Genomic DNA, 17,471 nt, shown 5'->3' with positions numbered 1-17,471 from the left:
TTACTTGGTTTCTTCGGTGCCCGCATCCATCAGATCACTGACCGCGCTGATAAATGCGTTGCCACGCTGGGCGTAGGAGCTGAATTGATCCATGGATGCCGCAGCCGGCGCCATTAGCACGGTGTCACCGGCTTGAGCTAGTTCCGCCGCCTTGCGCACCGCTTGGGTCATCACCTGAGTCCCGGTAGGGGCAACGCCGTCGGCGGCTAGCCCCTGAGCGGTGATGTCGATCAGCGGTACCTGCGGCGCCTGTTCGGCCAGCGCCGCACGCAGCGAATCGTTATCCGTGCCGATCAGCAGCACGGCGCTGAGCCGTTGGGCATGTTCCTTGATCAAGTCGGTGTAGTCCACGCCCTTGGACAAGCCGCCGGCGATCCACAGCACCGAGCTGAACGCCGCAAGGGAAGCATTTGCCGCATGCGGGTTGGTTGCCTTGGAGTCGTTGATCCACAAGATCTCATCGCGACGCGCCACCGCTTGGATGCGGTGCGCTCCGGAATCAAACCCGCTGAGCCCCTTGGCGATTGCTTCGGCTTCCACCCCGTAGGCGCGGGCCAAGGCGGCCGCCGCCGCGGCGTTGGCCGCGGTATGCCGCGGAACGATCTCGCCGATATCTGTCAGCGCCACCAGTTCAAGCGCGTTGCTTCGCCGCTCTTCGATGAATGCGCGGTCCACCAGCAGTCCTTCGACGATGCCTACGGTGGAAACCGCCGGGCTGTCCGTAGAGAAGCCAATGGCCCGGCAGCCCTCGACGACATCAGCGTTCTCCACCATTTTCAGCGTCGACGCATCGGCGGTATTGAAGATCGCGGCGACTTCGGTGCGTTCGTAGATCTTGGCCTTGTCGGCCTTGTAGCCTTCGAATCCGCCATGCCAATCGACATGGTCCTCCGCGATGTTCAGCACCACCGAGGCAAGCGGAGAAATGCTGTGCGTGTAGTGCAGCTGGAAGCTGGAGAGCTCAACAACGAACACGTCGTATTCCACCGGCTCGCGCACCGCATCGAGAATCGGGGTGCCGACATTGCCCACGGCGATCGCCCGCAGGCCAGCGGCCTGCAGGATCGCTTCGGTCATTCCTACCGTGGTGGTCTTGCCGTTGGTGCCGGTGATCGCCAGCCATTTCGGAGCGCTACGCCCGGCGCGGTTCTGGACCCGCCAGGCCAGTTCGATATCGCCCCAGATCTCGATGCCGGCTTCCGCGGCTTGAAGCAATACCGGGTGACGTGGATTCCAGCCTGGCGAAACGATTACCAGCTCTGGCGCCGCGCCATCGATCTGCGGCAGCGAAGCGACGTGCTGCTCGCCGAGCAGCACCTCGTGGGCTCCGACCAGCATGAGCGTTTCAGCACGCTGGGCGTTGATCTTATCGTCGCGGCCGTCGATGACGCTGACCATCGCGCCCAGCTCGATCAGGGTATCGGCGGCAGAGAATCCCGAAAGCCCTAGACCTGCAACGAGGACGCGCAAGCCTTTCCAATTAGCATCCCAGCTTCTCAGATCGGCCAGTTTTTCACTCACAGCGCGACAACCCATTCGGAGTAGAACAGACCCAGCCCGGCTGCCACGAACAGCCCGGCAAGAATCCAGAATCGAATAACAACATTTTCTTCGGACCAGCCCGAAAGCTCGAAGTGGTGCTGCAGCGGCGCCATCTTGAACACGCGCTTGCCGCCCGAGAGCTTGAAGTAGCCCACCTGGATGATCACCGACAGGGTGATGATCACGAACAGGCCGGCGATAACCACCAGCAGCAGCTGGGTGCGCGAGAGGATCGCGAAGGCAGCCACGGCACCGCCGATAGCAAGCGAACCGGTATCCCCCATGAAGATCTTCGCCGGCTTGGCGTTGAACCAGAGGAAGGCGATCAGCGCGCCGGAGAGGGTGGCGCCAAGCAGGGCCAGGTCCTGCGGGTCACGCACCGAGTAGCAGACGTCCAGCGAATCCATGTTGCTGCAGGCCTGGTTCTGCTGCCAGATTCCCATCAGGGTGTAGGCGCCGAAGACCATGATCGAGGCACCGGTAGCCAGCCCGTCCAAGCCGTCGGTCAGGTTCACCCCGTTGGTAGCACCGGTAACGATGAAGTTCGCCCAGAGCACGAACAGGATCATGCCCAGCATTGGGCCAGCGAAGGCCAGATCAATGTTGGTGTCGCGCAGGAAGGAAATTGCGGTAGAGCCGGGGGTCAAGCCCTGGTCATTGGGGAATTGCAAGGCGAGCACGGCGAAGCTGATGCCGAAGAAGGCCTGCAAGACAATCTTCTGCCAGGCGCGCAAGCCCAATGAACGCTTCTTGAAGATCTTGATGAAGTCATCGAGGAAGCCGACCAGGCCCATTCCGCCAAAGAGCAGCAGCACCAGCAAACCGCTGGCGGTGATTCCCGAGGAGGTGCGTCCCATTAAACCGAGGATCAGGTGCGTGGCAAAGTAAGCGACGAACACGGCCAAGACGAAGACCACGCCGCCCATGGTCGGGGTGCCGGACTTGATGGCGTGCGAGTTCGGCCCGTCATCGCGCACGACCTGGCCGTACTGTTTCTTGGTGAGCAGGCGGATGTACAGCGGCATGGCCACCATGGTCAGCACGAGGGCAATGCCGGCCCCCAAAATCAATGCGATCATGCGTTGTCGCCTTCCTTCGCGAATGCTGCAATGTCGTCGCCGAGGAAGCGTAGACCGGCCCCGTTAGAGGATTTAAACAGGACAATATCTCCGGGTAGTAGCTGCTCTTGAAGCAAGGTACGTGCTTCGTCTAGATCTTCCACGAAATAAGCTTCGTCTCCCCAGCTGCCTTCAAGCACCGCCGAGTTATAGGCAAGTTTCGCGCCCCACCCGATGACCAGCAATTTCTTGATGTTCATGCGAACCGCGATCCGTCCCAGCACGTCATGTTCGTGCCGGGAGTCGTCCCCGAGTTCGAGCATTTCACCCAATACCGCCCAGGTGCGCCGGGCGTGGCCCTGCTCATCGGGCAGGCCGAGCTCGGCCAGGGTGCGCAGTGCGGCGCGCATGGATTCCGGGTTTGCGTTGTAGGCGTCGTTGATGATGGTGACCCCGTCGGCCCGCTCGATGCGCTCCATCCGCCAGCGGCTTCCGGCGGCCAACCCATCGAGGGTCTCGGCGATCAGCGCTGCCGCGATGCCGAGTTCAAAGGCTGCGCTTGCGGCGGCGAGAATGTTGCTCACGTGGTGGCGGCCCAGCAGGCCGGAGGTGATCCGCTGGCTGTAGCCGTCGGCGAATTCGAGGGTGAGCTCGGGCTGGCCATGCGCATTGACCACCACATCATTGGCCCAGACGCTGGCTTCCTGTGGCTTGCCCGCGATGCTGCCGAAGTACCGGACCGCTCCCCCGGAGCGTTCCGCCATGCGCGCCACCCTGGCATCTTCGAAGTTCAGCAAGGCGGTCCCGGAGGCGTCCAAGGCCTCAACGAGTTCGCCCTTGGCCTTTTCGATGTTCTCGACTCCGCCGAATTCACCGGCGTGAGCGGTCCCGACGCAGAGCACCACACCGAGCTTCGGGCGGACCATGTCGGTCAGGTAGGTCAGATGCCCCACTCCGGTGGCGCCCATTTCGATCACCAGGTATTTGGTGTCCTTGGTGGCGGTGAACACGGTCAGCGGTACGCCGACCTCGCCGTTGTAGGAGCCGATCGGGGAAACGGTCGGGGCGACCTTGGCCAAGATCGTCGCCAGCAGGTCCTTGGTGGTGGTCTTGCCGGCCGAACCGGTAATCCCGATCACCACGGCGTCGTTCTCGGCCTTCAGGTATTCCACGAGGTGCGCGGCGATGCGGCCCATGGCTTCCACCGCGTCTTCCACGATGATTGCCGGATGCTCGACCCGCCGGTCATCTAAGGTGATGCGTTCGGCCAAGGCCAGCACGGCGCCGCCGGCGAGGGCCTTGTCGATAAAGGCGTGCCCGTCGGAGAACTCGCCGGGCTTGGCGACAAAGAGGGATCCGGGAAGCACGTCACGCGAATCGGTGGTGACCGATGAGATGACGGTGGATGGGTCGACAGAAGCTGTCGCGCGACCCCCGGTGATCGCGAGCAGGTCGGAGAAGGACAAATCAATCATGGCAATTAGGACTTTACACTTGAGCGGCCGTGGTCGAGGACTTCTGTGAGCTAGTAAATGGTCACAAACCCATGAAGTTTTAGGGCGTTGGCCAATTCGACGCGGTCATCGAGCGCAACGTCAATTCCCGCTACGTCTTGGCTGATTTCGTGTCCGCGACCGGCGATGAGGATCGCATCTTGGACCCCCGCCAAACTCACAGCGAACTCTACGGCTTTAGCGCGTGGCGCGATGTTGTACAGCTGCACCTGCGGACGCTCGGAATCGAGAACCTGCTGTGCTCCGGCGGCAACCTGTTCGCGGATCGGAGCTGGATCTTCGCCGTGCGGGTCGTCGTCGGTGACAATGACGATGTCGGCGTGGCGTGCAGCGACCGCACCCATATCCGGCCGCTTGGTCTTGTCGCGTTCGCCGGTGGCGCCGAAGACGATGATCCGCCGGCCTTGGGCTCCGGTGCGGACCGAGTCCAGCGCCTTGGCCAGTGCGTCGGAATTGTGCGCGAAGTCCACCACGGCAATCGGGGCTTCGCCGATGACCTGCATGCGTCCGGGAACCGACACCGAGAGCGGATCGTGCTCCTCCAGCACCTGCTGCAGCGTGTCGAGGGCCACTCCGCTGGAAAGCACCATGAGCGTGGCGAGCGCCGCATTGGCGACATTGAACAGGCCCGGCAGCCCGGTACGGGCACGCAGGGTTCGCCCGTCCCGGTGCACGATGACGAATTTATGTCCAAGCGCACTATGTGCAAGCTCGGTGACTCTCCAGTCGGCGCTTTGGTTGGCAGCATCGAGGCTCAGCGATTCGGTGGGGATCAAGGCCTGCTCTGCCAAGCGCTGGCCGTACGGATCGTCGACCATCACCACAGCGCGTTCACTGTGCCGCGCGGTGAACAGCTCCGCTTTGGTCTGGAAGTACTCTTCCATCGAACCATGCAGGTCCAAGTGGTCTTGGGTGAGGTTGGTATATCCGGAGACCGCAAAACGAAGTCCGTCCACCCGGCCATAGCTCAGTGAATGGCTGGAGACTTCCATGGCCACGGTGGCGACATCTTGTTCCTGCATCCGCGCCAAGACGCCGTGCAGCTGGGTGGCCTCCGGAGTGGTCAGCACGCTGGGGATGATCTGGCCGCGAGCAGACATTTCGATGGTGCCCACCAGACCGGAGTGCCGGCCCAGGGCTTCGGTGATCGCGCGGATCATGTAGCTGGTCGTGGTTTTGCCATTGGTACCGGTCACCGCGAGCAGCTGCGGGCAGTGAGTGTCCGTACCGTAGACGCTGCTAGCGGCTCGGGCGGCGATCTGTCGGACGCTCGGCACTACCGCTACCGGAATGGAAAGGTCGGCAGGCAAGAATCCCAGACCGGCCTGATCGGTGATCAGGGCAACTGCACCGTGTTCGAGCGCTGCCGCAAGGAATTCGGCTCCGTGCCGCTTGGCGCCCGAAATGGCCAGGAACACGTCTCCCGGCTGGACGATCTGCGGGTTCAGGCTCACGCCGGTAATGCGCGGGTTGGCCGAGGCCCCTTGGTTCTTTGCAGCAGCGGCTAGCATCGCGCAGAGCCGGTCAAAGCTGATTCCCTTGACCGATTGGGGTCGTAAATAACGTTCCAGCTCGCGTGGCGTGCCTGATTCCTGAACTACCAAGGTTTCTTTTGTTCCTTACCAACGAAGACGTCGTACGACTCAGATTTAGTGGAGCTTGGCGGCACGTTGTAGGTGTTGAGCACGTGGCTCATCACCTCGGTGAACGTGTCGGCGACCGAAAAGTTCTTCCAGCTGCCCTGTGGACGGTACATGGTTGCCACCACAACGTATTGCGGGTCATCCAGCGGTGCTACGCCGGCAAACGAATAGCTGTATCCGTCGTAGCCTTTGTCGCTGGCGGCCTGGCCGGTACCGGTCTTTCCGCCTACCCGGTAGCCCGGTATCTTCATTTTAGTACCGGTGCCGGAGTCCACGACACCTTCCATGAGTTTGAGCATCTCTTTAGATGTCGTCTTTTTCACAACCCGGGTCGTTTTCGGGGCTTCAGGTTTGGTGATGCTTCCGTCTTCGTTCTTGTACCCTTCGATGAGGCTTGGTGCAATCAGTTCGCCGCCGTTGGCCAAGGCCTGGAAGATCGATGCCGTGTGCAGCACGGTCTGCGAATAGCCCTGGCCGAACATGGTCGTGTACTGCTGGCGTCGGTCCCAATTCTCGGGTTTTGCCAGCTGACCGGCACTGGCACCATTCAGTCCAAGGTAGATGGGGCTGCCCAGCCCAAACTTTCGCATGTAGTCATAGCGTTCCTCGTTGCTGAGCTTGTTGCCCACCATCACCGTGCCGGTGTTGTAGGAGCGGGCGAAGATTCCGGCCACGGTCATGTCGTAGGTGGCGTGCGGCAGCGAGTCGTGGATCGTCTCCTTGGTGACCGTCACCTTGTTCGGGACGCGCATTTCGGTCTTCGCAGACACTGCGCCTTGGTCGATCGCTGCGGCGAAGATGGCGGCTTTGCCCGTAGAGCCTGGTTCGAAGGCGCGGGTGATGGCCACCGAACGCCGGAATTCAGGGTCGGTCGCTCCCGGATCGTTGGGATCCAGCTGCGCAGAGTCGCCGATGGCAAGAAGCTTGCCGGTTTTCACGTCGATCACGACGACCGAAACCCATTCAGCGTTGAATTCTTTCTGCTTCTTTTCGGCTTCACGCTGGGCCACATAGTTCACGTCGGAATCGATGGTGAGCATCACGTCCTGGCCGTTGACCGCAGGAGTTTCTTCGACTTCGGTGACCGGGATGCGCACGCCGTCGGCGCTCACCTCGATCTTGCGGCTGCCGTTGGTTCCCTTCAGATGCTCCTCCTGGCTCAGTTCGAGCCCTTCGGCACCGACCACCGTGGTCTGGTCTTCGGAATTTCGAACGAAGCCAAGCAACGGTCCGGCAATGACACCTTGCGGATATTGCCTTTCGCTGCGCAGCAAGGGAGTCAGACGGGGGATGCCAACTTCCATGACCTCGTTTTTGACTTCTGGGGTGACTCCCTTGGCAAGAACCACGTAGCCCTTGGGCTTGGCCTCATCCTGCGGCTGAACCGACTTGGCAAGGTCCTCGGGGTTCTGCTCAAGAATTTCCGCAAGTTCCTGGATCGCCTGGTCCCAGCCGATGAACTCGCTGCCGTTAGTGCCATCACGCTTGGCGCGACGAATTTGATCTCGTTGATCACGCTGATCGATCACCAGGTCGTAGCGATCCACGCTGACCGACAATAGGGTTCCCTTGCGATCGACTATTGAACCGCGCGTCGGCGCGATGATTTCTTCGCGCTGGCGATCGGCTTGAGCGGCGTCGGCGACGGTGGATGCGTTGATGCCCTGCACCCAAAAGAGACGACCAGCAATCGCCAGGAGTGCTGCCAAAGATAAGATCAGCAAAAAGCGCATGCGCTTTTTTGCGGTTTCCAGTGCGGTCGAGTTCACGGTGATACTCAGTCCCCTCAACGTGGTTTCTTGACAGCGAGAATTACCGCCGTAGTCCTAGCTTAGAAAGCGAAAGTTAGTTCGTCGGGGATTTGATCATTGGTGCCGGGATCGTGCCGCCGTTGAGCTCGCTGTCGTTGAAGACCGGACGTCCGTCATCAGCAACCTTGCGAGTTGCCGCTTCTTCCTTCGCCTCAGACTTCGTGGGGTCCTTGGATTCCGACGCCTCATTAGAGGTTTTGGTTTCGTCCTTGGAATTCTGGCCCACGGTGGGAGCAGGAGCCTTCGACTCGCTCTTTTTCGCCTCAGCCTTCTCGCGGATGCTCTGTCCTGGCAATGGGAGCGTCGCATAATTTGCGGCGTTTCCTTCTGCCGTGACGGCCTTATCAGCTGATTTCTTGATGCTGTTGTCTGTCAGGTCGACGAGGCCCGGTGCTCCCGGAGCCACTAAGCCTATCGCTTTGGCTTCCTTGGCGAGCGCCTGTGGAGCGGACAACGACTGGGCTTCCTTCAACAACGCCTGGTTCTCCTGAGAGAGCGCGCGTTCCTGGTTTCGCAAGGAGACGATGTCGTACTGGCGCTGCGCGACCGAGGTATTCATGAGAACAAGCGTGACCACAACCGCGAAGGCCACCAGGACCAAAGCACTTACCATAACGAGCATTGAGCGTTTGTTCGTCTCGTTCATTCGCGGAACGAGCGAGAGCGTCACACGCTGCCGAGGGTCGTTGCCAGCCAGTTCGCTTGCTGCCACCGGCTCTGGACGAACATCGCGAGCGGCACTGCCTTCTATAACCGGCTGTGCGGTCATAGCGGCAGTCTTCAATACTCGACGTGGGGCTCGTTGGCTCATGGCTAGCTCCTTTTCAGAACTCTTTCGACCGCCCGTAAGCGGGCCGATGCAGCGCGTGGGTTTTCTGCAATTTCTGCTTCGTTCGGCTTTTCGGTGCCCTTGGTCAGAACCTTGAATTCAGCCTTGTGCTCTTCCAGCTCGACCGGGAATCCCGGTGGTGCGGAGGAAGTTGAGCCCTTCACGAAGTGACGTTTGGTGATCTTGTCTTCCAGCGAGTGATAGCTCATCACGACCACTCGACCACCAATATTCAATGAAGACATTGAGGCAGGAATAGCCCGCTCCAGTACATCGAGTTCTTCATTGACCGCAATACGTAACGCTTGGAAGGTCCGCTTGGCCGGGTGGCCGGAAGTACGAGCGGCAGCAGCTGGAACGACTGTACGGATCACGTCCACCAATTGGGCGGTAGTCGTGATTCGTTCTTTATCTCTGGCTTCGACGATTGCGGTGGAAATTCGTCCCGCGAATTTCTCTTCACCCCACTGCCGAATGATGCGCAGTAGCTTCTCACGGTCCAAGTCGTTGACTAGATCTTCGGCAGTTGGTCCTACCGAGGTGTCCATTCGCATATCCAACGGTGCATCGTAGGAATAGGCGAATCCGCGTTCGCGTTCATCTAACTGAAGCGATGAGACACCCAGATCAAAGAGGACACCATCGATACCTGGGTAGCCGAGGTCTTCAACAACATCTGAGATTTCGTCGTACACCGCATGAACCAAATCTATGCGCGAGGCGTAGGGTTTGAGTCGTGCACCTGCAAGCTCGTGGGCTTGTTCATCGCGGTCCAGGCCGATCAAGTGGAGGTTGTCGAACCGCTGGAGAATGGCTTCGGAATGCCCGCCCATTCCTAAAGTGCAGTCCACGACGACTGCCTTGCGTCCGGCGGCGTTGGCGCTCTCGATGCCCGGTGCCAAGAGATTGACACATCGATCCAGTAATACCGGAACGTGTCGTTCCGATGCGGGTCGTTGAGAATCTTGATTCGGCACTGCGCCCCCTTTCGCTATCGTCGTGTTCGCTGGATTCAGATCCCCCTCCAACCTTCCAGCGGCGATCATCGATCTGGCTCCGGGGAAGTGGAGCCAGAGCAAGTCCCTCTGGAGGTGGCTGGAGATCTCAACCCAGCGCTATTACCTGATGTGGATGTAAACCGGTACCTGTTGGAGCCTTAGTCTTCATCCGTTTCGGAAAATACGTCTTCCTGCTCCTGCAAGTACTGCTGCCATGCAGTGGAGTCCCAGATTTCGATGCGGTTGCCCGCACCGATGACCGTCACTTCACGGTCTAGGCCTCCATAGTTTCGCAAAACTTGAGGAATCGTGACTCGTCCTTGCTTATCCGGCACTTCGTCGGAAGCGCCAGACAAGAAAACACGTGCATAGTCTCGCGCCTTACGCGAGGTAAGCGATGCCTGAGCTAATTGCTCATGCTGCTTCTCGAACTCCCGTTGGCTGAAAACATAAATGCAGCGCTCCTGCCCACGGGTCAACACGAGTCCGTAAGACAGATCGTCACGATATTTCGCGGGGAGAATCAGCCGGCCCTTTTCATCAAGTCGGGGCGTGTAAGTTCCAAGGAACATGCACACCGCCTTTCATATGAAGTGGCCGGAAACCCCAATTCCCTCTACTGCACTCCACTTTACTCCACAACCCTCCACTGTCAACGCAAACCAACCGTTTTCGCGAGGGGTTGGACATAAAAAATGCCTTGTTTTGGCGGGTTTTTCCCAGCTTGCGTTGTGGAGGGCTCCAGGAGCGAGAATGTGCGCATCTCGAAATTTGACCAAGAAAGTACCGAGATACCGCTATTTTCAGCCCTTTTGGGCGAGCGGGGAGGGCAGTGGAGGGAGACGGGGAGGAAAGTGGTGAGTCGTTAGGAAGCAGTGCAAATGTGTTTCCTAGGAATCTGCCGAGAATCGACGCAGCGCGTGTCGACCGTTAAAAGGACACCGTTAAAAAGAAAAAGAGGTGCAACCCCAATAAAGGGTTACACCTCGTAAATAAGGGTTCTAGCCGTCGGATTGGTCCCGCTTGCGCTGGTTCCATTTTTCTTCCAGACCGCTCATGAACTGCGAGTTTCCCGGGCCTGACGGTTTTGAACCTGCTGGCGTCTTTGCACCACCAACCTTGCCTGCTGCGGACTTGGCTAGGCCCAGCAGTACCCCACCGAACATGACAGCGAAACCAACAACACCCACGATGATGAGTTGCTGCGAAATGCCATAAATGAGACCAGCAAGCCCAACTATGACCAGAAGCGCGCCGAGTGCAATGTTGCGAGTTGAAAGGCGACCACTGCTAGCTGGAGCTTTCATACTGGAGGCGAAGCGGCGGTCTTCGTGCAGCTGCTTTTCCAACTGCTCCAACAGACGTTGCTCGTGCTCTGATAGCGGCATCGTCTTCTCCTTCCAATCACTGCTGTAGCGGTCATCCACCGCCTACAGGTATAACGCACAACCACTTGGAAACGTTCCAATCGGTATTTGCTACCTACTTATTAGGATAGTCTCTTTTACCGCTACCCTGCTAGTTGATCTTCAGCTCTTTCAGGCAACTTCATAGCTACACCGATTAATGCTATTTTTCTTTGGGTCGAAGGAAGCGGGCCGGGGCTAATCCGGAGTCAGGGAATCGATGGCTTATTTCGTCCGCAACCCTCTCAGCTTCGCGGGTTTTGCCCTCCGCTGGATCCAAACTGAGCTGAATGCCCAAATCAGGGTCGCTTAGCCTTTCCACCTTCACTCCCACAAGCCGTACCGACTGAGGCAACGGGGTCATCCGACGCAATAGTTCGATGGCATTTTGACTTATTGCGGAAGATGAGTCGGTTGGCGCGGCAAAAGTACGAGATCTTGTTACGCCAGTAAAATCTTGGTACTTCAGTTTAAGACCTACTGCGGATGCGGCTTTATTTGAGGCACGAAGCCGCTGACCTATCCGGTGTCCGAGTCTGAGCAATTCTTCTTCCAGCGATTCGAGGTCAGCAATGTCGCCGGCAAAGGTATGTTCGGCAGAAATGCTCTTTTCTTCCCTGGTGGTCTGAACTGCTCGGTTATCGATGCCATGGGCCAGCAGGTGCAAGGAACGGCCGTGTTCACCGAATCGTTGGATCATACGTGTTTGAGGCTCGTTGGCTAATTGCTCGATAGTTTCGATCGCCAACGCGTGAAGTTGTTCGCCAGTTTTCTTCCCGACGCCCCACATCGCCGACACTGGCAACTGATGCAGAAACTCCGTGGTTCGTTCTGGTGCGACGACGATTAGCCCATTGGGCTTGGCATGCGTCGAGGCTAGTTTCGCGACAAACTTGTTTCGAGCAATGCCGATGCTGGAGGGAAGATTCAATTCCTCGGCCAGGTGGGCACGAATCTGGTGGGCGATAGCGATCGGGCCACCGAGCAACCTCATACTTCCGGTGACGTCAAGGAACGCTTCGTCGATACTTACTTGTTCAACTAAAGGTGTAATAGTCTCGAAGTAGTTCATGATCTGGGCAGAAACCGCAGAGTACACCCCATGCTGCGGCTCGATAATCGTTGCCTGCGGCATCAAGGCGATTGCTTGGCTCATCGGCATAGCCGACCGCACCCCACGTGCCCGGCAATCATAGGATGCGGAGAGGACTACGCTTCGGCCATTTGGAAATCCAACGATCACCGGTTCATGCCTTAACTCGGGACGCTCGCGCAGCTCTACAGACACGAAAAAAGCGTCCATATCCACATGCAAGATCGCGCGGTTTTCCAAGGCTGACATATCTACAGTCTAGTGAGCTTCACCGACGGATGACTGGCAAGGGTTAGCAATCCAATATGGGGTCGCTCTGTGCTCTGCTAGCAACCTATAAAGATAGCGGTAGAGTTGAAGCTATCCACTAGCAGTTCACGCTTAGAAAATGGTTTTGCATGTCGCCGTCTGAATCTCTGTCAGCCCTCGTGTCAGAAGCCGGGGAGGTGAGCCGCACGTACACCGATGCGGTCGCTAATCGTCTGGAAGACTTCTTGTCATCAAAAAGCGAAGAAGTTGCTCAGATTACTGCAAGCGCCACGGAAATCGTCAACAGCATTCAAGATCTTACTCGTGGCGGTAAGCGGCTTCGTCCGCTGTTCGCCTATTGGGGTTTTCTTGGTGCTGGCGGTCGACCCGACGACGAGAATATTGTTCGTCTGGGCATAGCGCTAGAACTCTTCCAGGGTGCAGCGCTCATCCACGATGACATCATTGACAACTCAGATACGCGTCGAGGCAAACCGAGCGTACACAAGCGCTTTGAGGCCCAGCATTCTTCGCTCGGATTAACTGGGAACGCAGCACAGTACGGCATTGCGAGCGCAATCCTCACCGGGGACTTGTGCCTATCTCTGAGTGAAGAAGTATTTGCTGGGATTGACAATCTAGCGCCCGGCACCCGGGCGATCTTCAACAAGATGCGTCTGCAAGTCATGGCGGGACAATATCTGGACGTTCTTGAGGAGTCTGCTGGCTCTGCCTACGACCCTGCCGAGGCAGTTAAACGCGCTCGCACCATCGTTCGCTACAAGTCCGCAAAGTACTCAACGGAGAATCCCTTCTTGCTTGGTGGCGCATTGGCTAATGCGAGCGACGAACTTTTGGAAAGCTACAGTGCTTTCGCTTTGCCATTGGGGGAAGCATTCCAATTACGGGATGACGTTCTCGGCGTTTTTGGCGATCCATCGGTCACCGGAAAACCTGCTGGCGATGACCTTCGCGAAGGTAAGCGCACCGAATTGATTGCGCATGCCTTGGCACTAACCGTCCCGGAGGAACGCGAGTTTATCCAAACTCGGCTTGGCGCCCAAAGCTTAAGCGATGCGGAAGTTGCCAAGCTGAGCAAAATTTTGCAGGAGTCTGGCGCGCTGCGGGAAACCGAGTCCAGTATCAGCGAACTGACTACGCAGTCACTGGCAGCTCTAGAACGCATCGATGTCGCTCCGCTTCCTTTAGCCGGAATGCATTATCTCAGCGATGCAGTCACGAAGCGAAGCAAATGAGCTCTTTGCTCCCCCAAGAATCCGTTAGTTCAAAGATTGCTAGCTGAGCAATGCGCTGCCGAGCCCTCCTGGAGCACAAGTCGCTTTTGAACTAGGTACTAATCGTTGAGTCAGTGGAATGCGCGATCTAGGTAGGGTCTCAGGAAAGTAACAAAGGTCTCGGCCACGTCCAATGAGTTGACGTGGCCGAGACCTCTCTTTTATAAAATCTTTATATTCTTCTCGAATGGCTTACCAAGCGAGGGCTTGCGCACGACGACGGATCTCGGTTTTTCGTCCGGTGCGCAAGGCATTCATTGGGGTTCCTGGCAACGACTCATCTTCGGTAAATAGCCACTTAATGGCATCTTCATCCGAATAGGCGGCGTCTTGAAGCACCGATAGAGTTCCCTTGAGGCTCTCCACGATAGCGCCGTCAAGAACGAAGTCGGCTGGGATCGACCGCACATGACGCTCACCGATCCGTACGGAAATGATGGCGCGCTCATCGAGCATGCGGTGGATACGTCGAATATCGACGTCAAGAATTTCGGCTAGGTCCGGCAGGGTTAGCCACTGGCCAACGGTTTTTTGAAGTTCATTCACCTCTAAAGGTTCCCACAAATTAGTGAACGGTGCAGAAACTTTATTCCCGACGCGCCACAATGGTTTCCATGCGCCACACTAGTAGTGTAAATTTTCATGTATCACTTTGATAACAATTGCCACATGAACAACACTGGTGCCGTTACCTAGCATCGTTCAAGTGGAAGCTGTTACCTACACCCCTGATTTGAGGATTGACCCCATGCCCCACGAATCGAGCTATGCAGCTAAGCATGCGCTAGGCGTCGTAGCAGGCGCGGCTATACCTGCCGCAGTGATCGGCAGTCTGGCCCTAGCCCCCGCAGTTCAGGCGGCTCCTGTTCCATTGCCTCTGAGCCCAAACTCCTTATCGCCGAAAAGCGTCTCACCAGAGACCGTCAAGATCGCTGAAGACCAAATCAAAGCGCATCTGCTTGCTTCTCGTGTTTCGACGATGGGGCTTCCTGCTAAACGCAGCGTCAAGGAAATCAAAGTCGAGCCAGGCTCTTCGTTGTGGAGTATTGCCAAGGAATATGACACTTCCGTCTCCGAGTTGAAGAAACTCAACAATCTCAAGAACGACGTTATTGTTGCCGGAAAGACTCTTAAGGTTCCGGGCAGCGCTTCTTCCTCACAGGAGAAGTCAAAGTCTCAGAGCACTCGAAGCTCGTCATACACGGTCAAAAATGGCGATACGCTTGGGGCAATCGCCGCGAAGCACAACATGAGCTTGTCTTCGCTGCTGAGCAAGAATGACATCTCAGCTAGTTCGCTGATATTCCCAGGCGACAAGCTCACCGTTTCGGGCAGCTCCAAGTCCTCTGAGCCAAAGAACGAAAGCAAGAACCAGAATTCAGGTTCAAGCTCTTCTGCTTACACGGTCAAGAGCGGCGACACCCTCGGCGGCATCGCAGCCAAGCACAACATGAGCCTCTCGGCCCTGTTGAGCAAGAACAATGTTTCCGCGTCGAAGCCGATCTTCCCAGGCGACAAGCTCACCGTTTCGGGCAGCTCCAAATCCTCTGAGCCAAAGAGCGAAAGCAAGAACCAGAATTCAGGTTCAAGCTCTTCTGCTTACACGGTCAAGAGCGGCGACACCCTCGGCGGCATCGCAGCCAAGCACAACATGAGCCTCTCGGCCCTGTTGAGCAAGAACAACATCAGCGCCGGCAAGCACATCTTCCCCGGCGATAAGCTAGTTGTTTCTGGTGGATCTTCGAGTTCCAATAATTCTGAGAAGAAGAGCGAACCGAAGAAGTCCGGCAACGCAGCCTACACAGTCAAGAGCGGTGACACGCTTGGCGGTATCGCTGGCCAGCACAATATGAAGCTGTCGGCGCTGCTTAACTTGAACCCTCAGGTGAGCACCCAATCTCCGCTGAAGATTGGTGAAAAGCTCAAGGTCTCAGGCTCCTCTGTACAGCCAAACGGCAATATCGAGAAGAAGGAAGACCGTAAGATCGGCAATACTTTTGAAGGTCGCACCTATCCGGATGCCACCGTCAATGATGCCAATCAGAACAAGAACTACTTAGATTCCGTCTCGGTCCCAAGCCGTGACGAAATGAAAGCCATGATCCGTTCGACCGCCAACAGCATGGGGGTTGACCCTGCACTTGCCATGGCACACGCTATGCAAGAATCCGGCTTCAACATGCGTGCAGTCTCCCCCGCCAACGCCCTGGGCGCCATGCAGGTTATTCCGAGCACCGGCGAATGGATGTCTTCCCGGCTCGGACGCGATCTGAACTTGCTGAAGCCACAGGACAATGTCACTGCTGGAGTGGCCACGATCCGTTTCAATCTGGATAACACCGATAGTTTGGACGATGCAATTGCTTCGTACTACCAAGGGCTCGGAGGAGTTCGAAAGTACGGGATGTTCGAAGACACCAAGCGCTACGTCGCGAGCGTCAAGTCATTGATGAAGCAATACAGCTAAAACCAAAGAGTAGGGGGGCAAGTTCTTTAGGAACTTGCCCCCCTGTTCTTTAACGCGTTACTTCTTGGTCTATGCTGAGTACTGCTCGCGCCGGTTGCGGTGTAGCGGCATTTCTATGACAACCTTTGTTCCTTGCGGTTCAGATTGCACCCACTGGATTTCGCCAGATAGTTCGCTTGTGACCAAGGTGCGCACGATCTGCAATCCCAAACCTTCACGCCGCGGACCGTCTGGCAGGCCATGTCCGTCATCTTGAATCACCACGCGCAACCAGTCTTTGCCGTCATGTCCGCGGTACCGGTTCGCGAGGAGTCCAACTTCGCCATCCCTGTTGGCCAATCCATGTTCCACCGCGTTCGTCACCAGTTCATTGATAACCAACGACAGTGGTGTGGCCAAATCGGCATCGAGCATTCCGAATTCGCCTTCGCGCCGCGTAGCAACGCGCTGACCCGGAGACGCAATTTCGACAATAAGGCGGAACTGGCGATCCATCAGGTCATCAAATTTGACGGTTTCGTTCAGGCCCTTGGACAAGAAATCGTGCACCGATGCGATGGTTGAAACGCGCCGCATCGCCTGTTCGAGTCCTTGTTGGCCCTCGACTGAGTTCATCCGCCGCGATTGCATGCGCAATAGAGCCGCCACGGTCTGCAGATTGTTTTTTACCCTGTGGTGAATTTCCCGAATCGTCGCGTCTTTGGTGACAAGTTCCTTCTCGCGACGTCTGAGCTCAGTGACATCACGGCAAAGGACTAGCGCACCCCAACGTTTCGCTTCATCTCGAAGCGGGATTGCACGAAGGGACAGGGTGACCCCGGAAAATTCGACTTCGGTACGCCATGGCATTTTGCCTTGCAGCACCAGTGGTAGCGTTTCATCGACGACGCGCCGGTCACTGACCAGGGCCATGGTCAGATCCGCGAGCGGTTGACCTTGGAGAACTTCGGCCGCCCCTAGCCGGCGGAAAGCCGACACTGCGTTCGGGCTGGCGTATTCGACCACTCCGTTGACGTTGAGCCTGATGAATCCATCACCGACACGGGGCGCGCCGCGGCGTGAGCCGGTAGGGCTTGCGAAGTCCGGCCACAGCCCTCGGGTTCCCATGGTCAGAAGGTCCTCGGCGCTCTGCCGGTACACGAGTTCCAAGTTCGAGGGCGTACGTGCCTGATTTGGATCGAAGTGTGAGGTGATCACGGCAACCGGACGGTGCTGGCGGACCAAGGGAATTGCTTGGACCGAAGTTAATCCGGAAATCAGATCGGCGCTTGGTTGCTCTGCAGATTTTTGCACGCGTTGGCTACCCCAAGCCTGATCAACCATGAGTCGCAAATCTCTACGGATCCGCTCTCCCACAAAGTCCGTGTGGAATACGGTGTGGGAGGTAGAAGGCCGTACGTGCGCGAGCGCGACATAGGACCCGTCGCCGGTGGGGAACCAAAGAACGAGATCGGCGAACGCCAGATCTGAGATCAGTTGCCAGTCCCCCACCAGCAGGTGGAGCCAGTCCTCATCACCGGGCCCGAGGTTTGCTTGTTGACGGAGTTGCTCGGTGATGAGGGCCAT

Annotated in this window: 14 protein-coding genes; 2 read left to right on the top strand and 12 right to left on the bottom strand. The window is 57.5% G+C overall.

Going from position 1 to position 17,471, the window contains the following annotated elements:
* The 10 genes from murD to dinB form a co-directional block, all read right to left on the bottom strand.
* On the bottom strand, positions 1-1,536 hold the full coding sequence (gene murD / locus ACT3TP_RS00590; protein ID WP_444618787.1) for a UDP-N-acetylmuramoyl-L-alanine--D-glutamate ligase: 1,536 nt from the start codon (positions 1,534-1,536) through the stop codon (positions 1-3).
* Positions 1,518-2,621: a phospho-N-acetylmuramoyl-pentapeptide-transferase gene (gene mraY, locus ACT3TP_RS00585; protein ID WP_096286499.1), complete on the bottom strand. Its 1,104-nt coding sequence runs from the start codon at positions 2,619-2,621 to the stop codon at positions 1,518-1,520. Before mraY ends, murD begins: the two co-directional genes overlap by 19 nt.
* A complete protein-coding gene (locus tag ACT3TP_RS00580; RefSeq protein WP_444618785.1) occupies positions 2,618-4,075 on the bottom strand; it encodes a UDP-N-acetylmuramoyl-tripeptide--D-alanyl-D-alanine ligase in 1,458 nt (485 codons plus the stop codon). Before ACT3TP_RS00580 ends, mraY begins: the two co-directional genes overlap by 4 nt.
* Positions 4,076-4,125: 50 nt before the next feature.
* The gene (locus ACT3TP_RS00575; protein ID WP_444618783.1) at positions 4,126-5,718 is read right to left on the bottom strand and encodes a UDP-N-acetylmuramoyl-L-alanyl-D-glutamate--2,6-diaminopimelate ligase; all 1,593 of its coding nucleotides are present in this window, start codon (positions 5,716-5,718) and stop codon (positions 4,126-4,128) included.
* Complete coding sequence (locus ACT3TP_RS00570; RefSeq protein ID WP_444618781.1) at positions 5,712-7,526, bottom strand: peptidoglycan D,D-transpeptidase FtsI family protein; 1,815 nt, start codon at positions 7,524-7,526, stop codon at positions 5,712-5,714. Before ACT3TP_RS00570 ends, ACT3TP_RS00575 begins: the two co-directional genes overlap by 7 nt.
* A gap of 76 nt (positions 7,527-7,602) precedes the next feature.
* On the bottom strand, positions 7,603-8,379 hold the full coding sequence (locus ACT3TP_RS00565) for a hypothetical protein (RefSeq protein ID WP_444618779.1): 777 nt from the start codon (positions 8,377-8,379) through the stop codon (positions 7,603-7,605).
* Between the two features lie 2 nt (positions 8,380-8,381).
* A complete protein-coding gene (gene rsmH, locus ACT3TP_RS00560; RefSeq protein ID WP_096286505.1) occupies positions 8,382-9,374 on the bottom strand; it encodes a 16S rRNA (cytosine(1402)-N(4))-methyltransferase RsmH in 993 nt (330 codons plus the stop codon).
* Between the two features lie 179 nt (positions 9,375-9,553).
* Entirely contained in the window at positions 9,554-9,967 is a 414-nt protein-coding gene (gene mraZ, locus ACT3TP_RS00555) for a division/cell wall cluster transcriptional repressor MraZ (protein ID WP_444618777.1), read from the bottom strand.
* A 429-nt stretch (positions 9,968-10,396) separates the two neighbouring features.
* A complete protein-coding gene (locus ACT3TP_RS00550; RefSeq protein ID WP_096286567.1) occupies positions 10,397-10,783 on the bottom strand; it encodes a DUF3040 domain-containing protein in 387 nt (128 codons plus the stop codon).
* A 181-nt stretch (positions 10,784-10,964) separates the two neighbouring features.
* Entirely contained in the window at positions 10,965-12,143 is a 1,179-nt protein-coding gene (gene dinB, locus ACT3TP_RS00545; RefSeq protein WP_176484185.1) for a DNA polymerase IV, read from the bottom strand.
* 149 nt (positions 12,144-12,292) lie between these two features.
* Between dinB and ACT3TP_RS00540 the strand changes: the two genes are divergently transcribed.
* Complete coding sequence (locus ACT3TP_RS00540) at positions 12,293-13,399, top strand: polyprenyl synthetase family protein (protein ID WP_444618775.1); 1,107 nt, start codon at positions 12,293-12,295, stop codon at positions 13,397-13,399.
* Positions 13,400-13,630: 231 nt separating this feature from the next.
* On the opposite strand, the gene ACT3TP_RS00535 is transcribed toward ACT3TP_RS00540, so the two are convergent.
* Entirely contained in the window at positions 13,631-13,984 is a 354-nt protein-coding gene (locus ACT3TP_RS00535; protein ID WP_444618773.1) for an Rv2175c family DNA-binding protein, read from the bottom strand.
* Positions 13,985-14,186: 202 nt separating this feature from the next.
* On the opposite strand from ACT3TP_RS00535, the gene ACT3TP_RS00530 reads away from it, so the two are divergent.
* Entirely contained in the window at positions 14,187-15,905 is a 1,719-nt protein-coding gene (locus ACT3TP_RS00530; RefSeq protein ID WP_444618771.1) for a LysM peptidoglycan-binding domain-containing protein, read from the top strand.
* Positions 15,906-15,974: 69 nt separating this feature from the next.
* Here the strand turns inward: ACT3TP_RS00530 and ACT3TP_RS00525 are convergent, their stop codons facing one another.
* Complete coding sequence (locus tag ACT3TP_RS00525) at positions 15,975-17,471, bottom strand: sensor histidine kinase (RefSeq protein ID WP_096286575.1); 1,497 nt, start codon at positions 17,469-17,471, stop codon at positions 15,975-15,977.

Source organism: Glutamicibacter sp. AOP38-B1-38, assembly GCF_052377485.1.
Taxonomy (GTDB): Bacteria; Actinomycetota; Actinomycetes; order Actinomycetales; family Micrococcaceae; genus Glutamicibacter.
The sequence above is the reverse complement of the archived record's forward strand: the minus strand, read 5'-3'. Positions and strand labels throughout refer to the sequence as shown.

Coding starts and splice junctions, on each gene's coding strand:
- ACT3TP_RS00525 (WP_096286575.1), bottom strand. CDS start 17,471: ATGGCCCTCATCACCGAGCAACTCCGTCAACAAGCAAACCTCGGGCCC.
- ACT3TP_RS00530 (WP_444618771.1), top strand. CDS start 14,187: ATGCCCCACGAATCGAGCTATGCAGCTAAGCATGCGCTAGGCGTCGTA.
- mraZ (WP_444618777.1), bottom strand. CDS start 9,967: ATGTTCCTTGGAACTTACACGCCCCGACTTGATGAAAAGGGCCGGCTG.
- ACT3TP_RS00565 (WP_444618779.1), bottom strand. CDS start 8,379: ATGAGCCAACGAGCCCCACGTCGAGTATTGAAGACTGCCGCTATGACC.
- murD (WP_444618787.1), bottom strand. CDS start 1,536: ATGGGTTGTCGCGCTGTGAGTGAAAAACTGGCCGATCTGAGAAGCTGG.
- ACT3TP_RS00540 (WP_444618775.1), top strand. CDS start 12,293: ATGTCGCCGTCTGAATCTCTGTCAGCCCTCGTGTCAGAAGCCGGGGAG.
- ACT3TP_RS00550 (WP_096286567.1), bottom strand. CDS start 10,783: ATGCCGCTATCAGAGCACGAGCAACGTCTGTTGGAGCAGTTGGAAAAG.
- dinB (WP_176484185.1), bottom strand. CDS start 12,143: ATGTCAGCCTTGGAAAACCGCGCGATCTTGCATGTGGATATGGACGCT.
- mraY (WP_096286499.1), bottom strand. CDS start 2,621: ATGATCGCATTGATTTTGGGGGCCGGCATTGCCCTCGTGCTGACCATG.
- ACT3TP_RS00580 (WP_444618785.1), bottom strand. CDS start 4,075: ATGATTGATTTGTCCTTCTCCGACCTGCTCGCGATCACCGGGGGTCGC.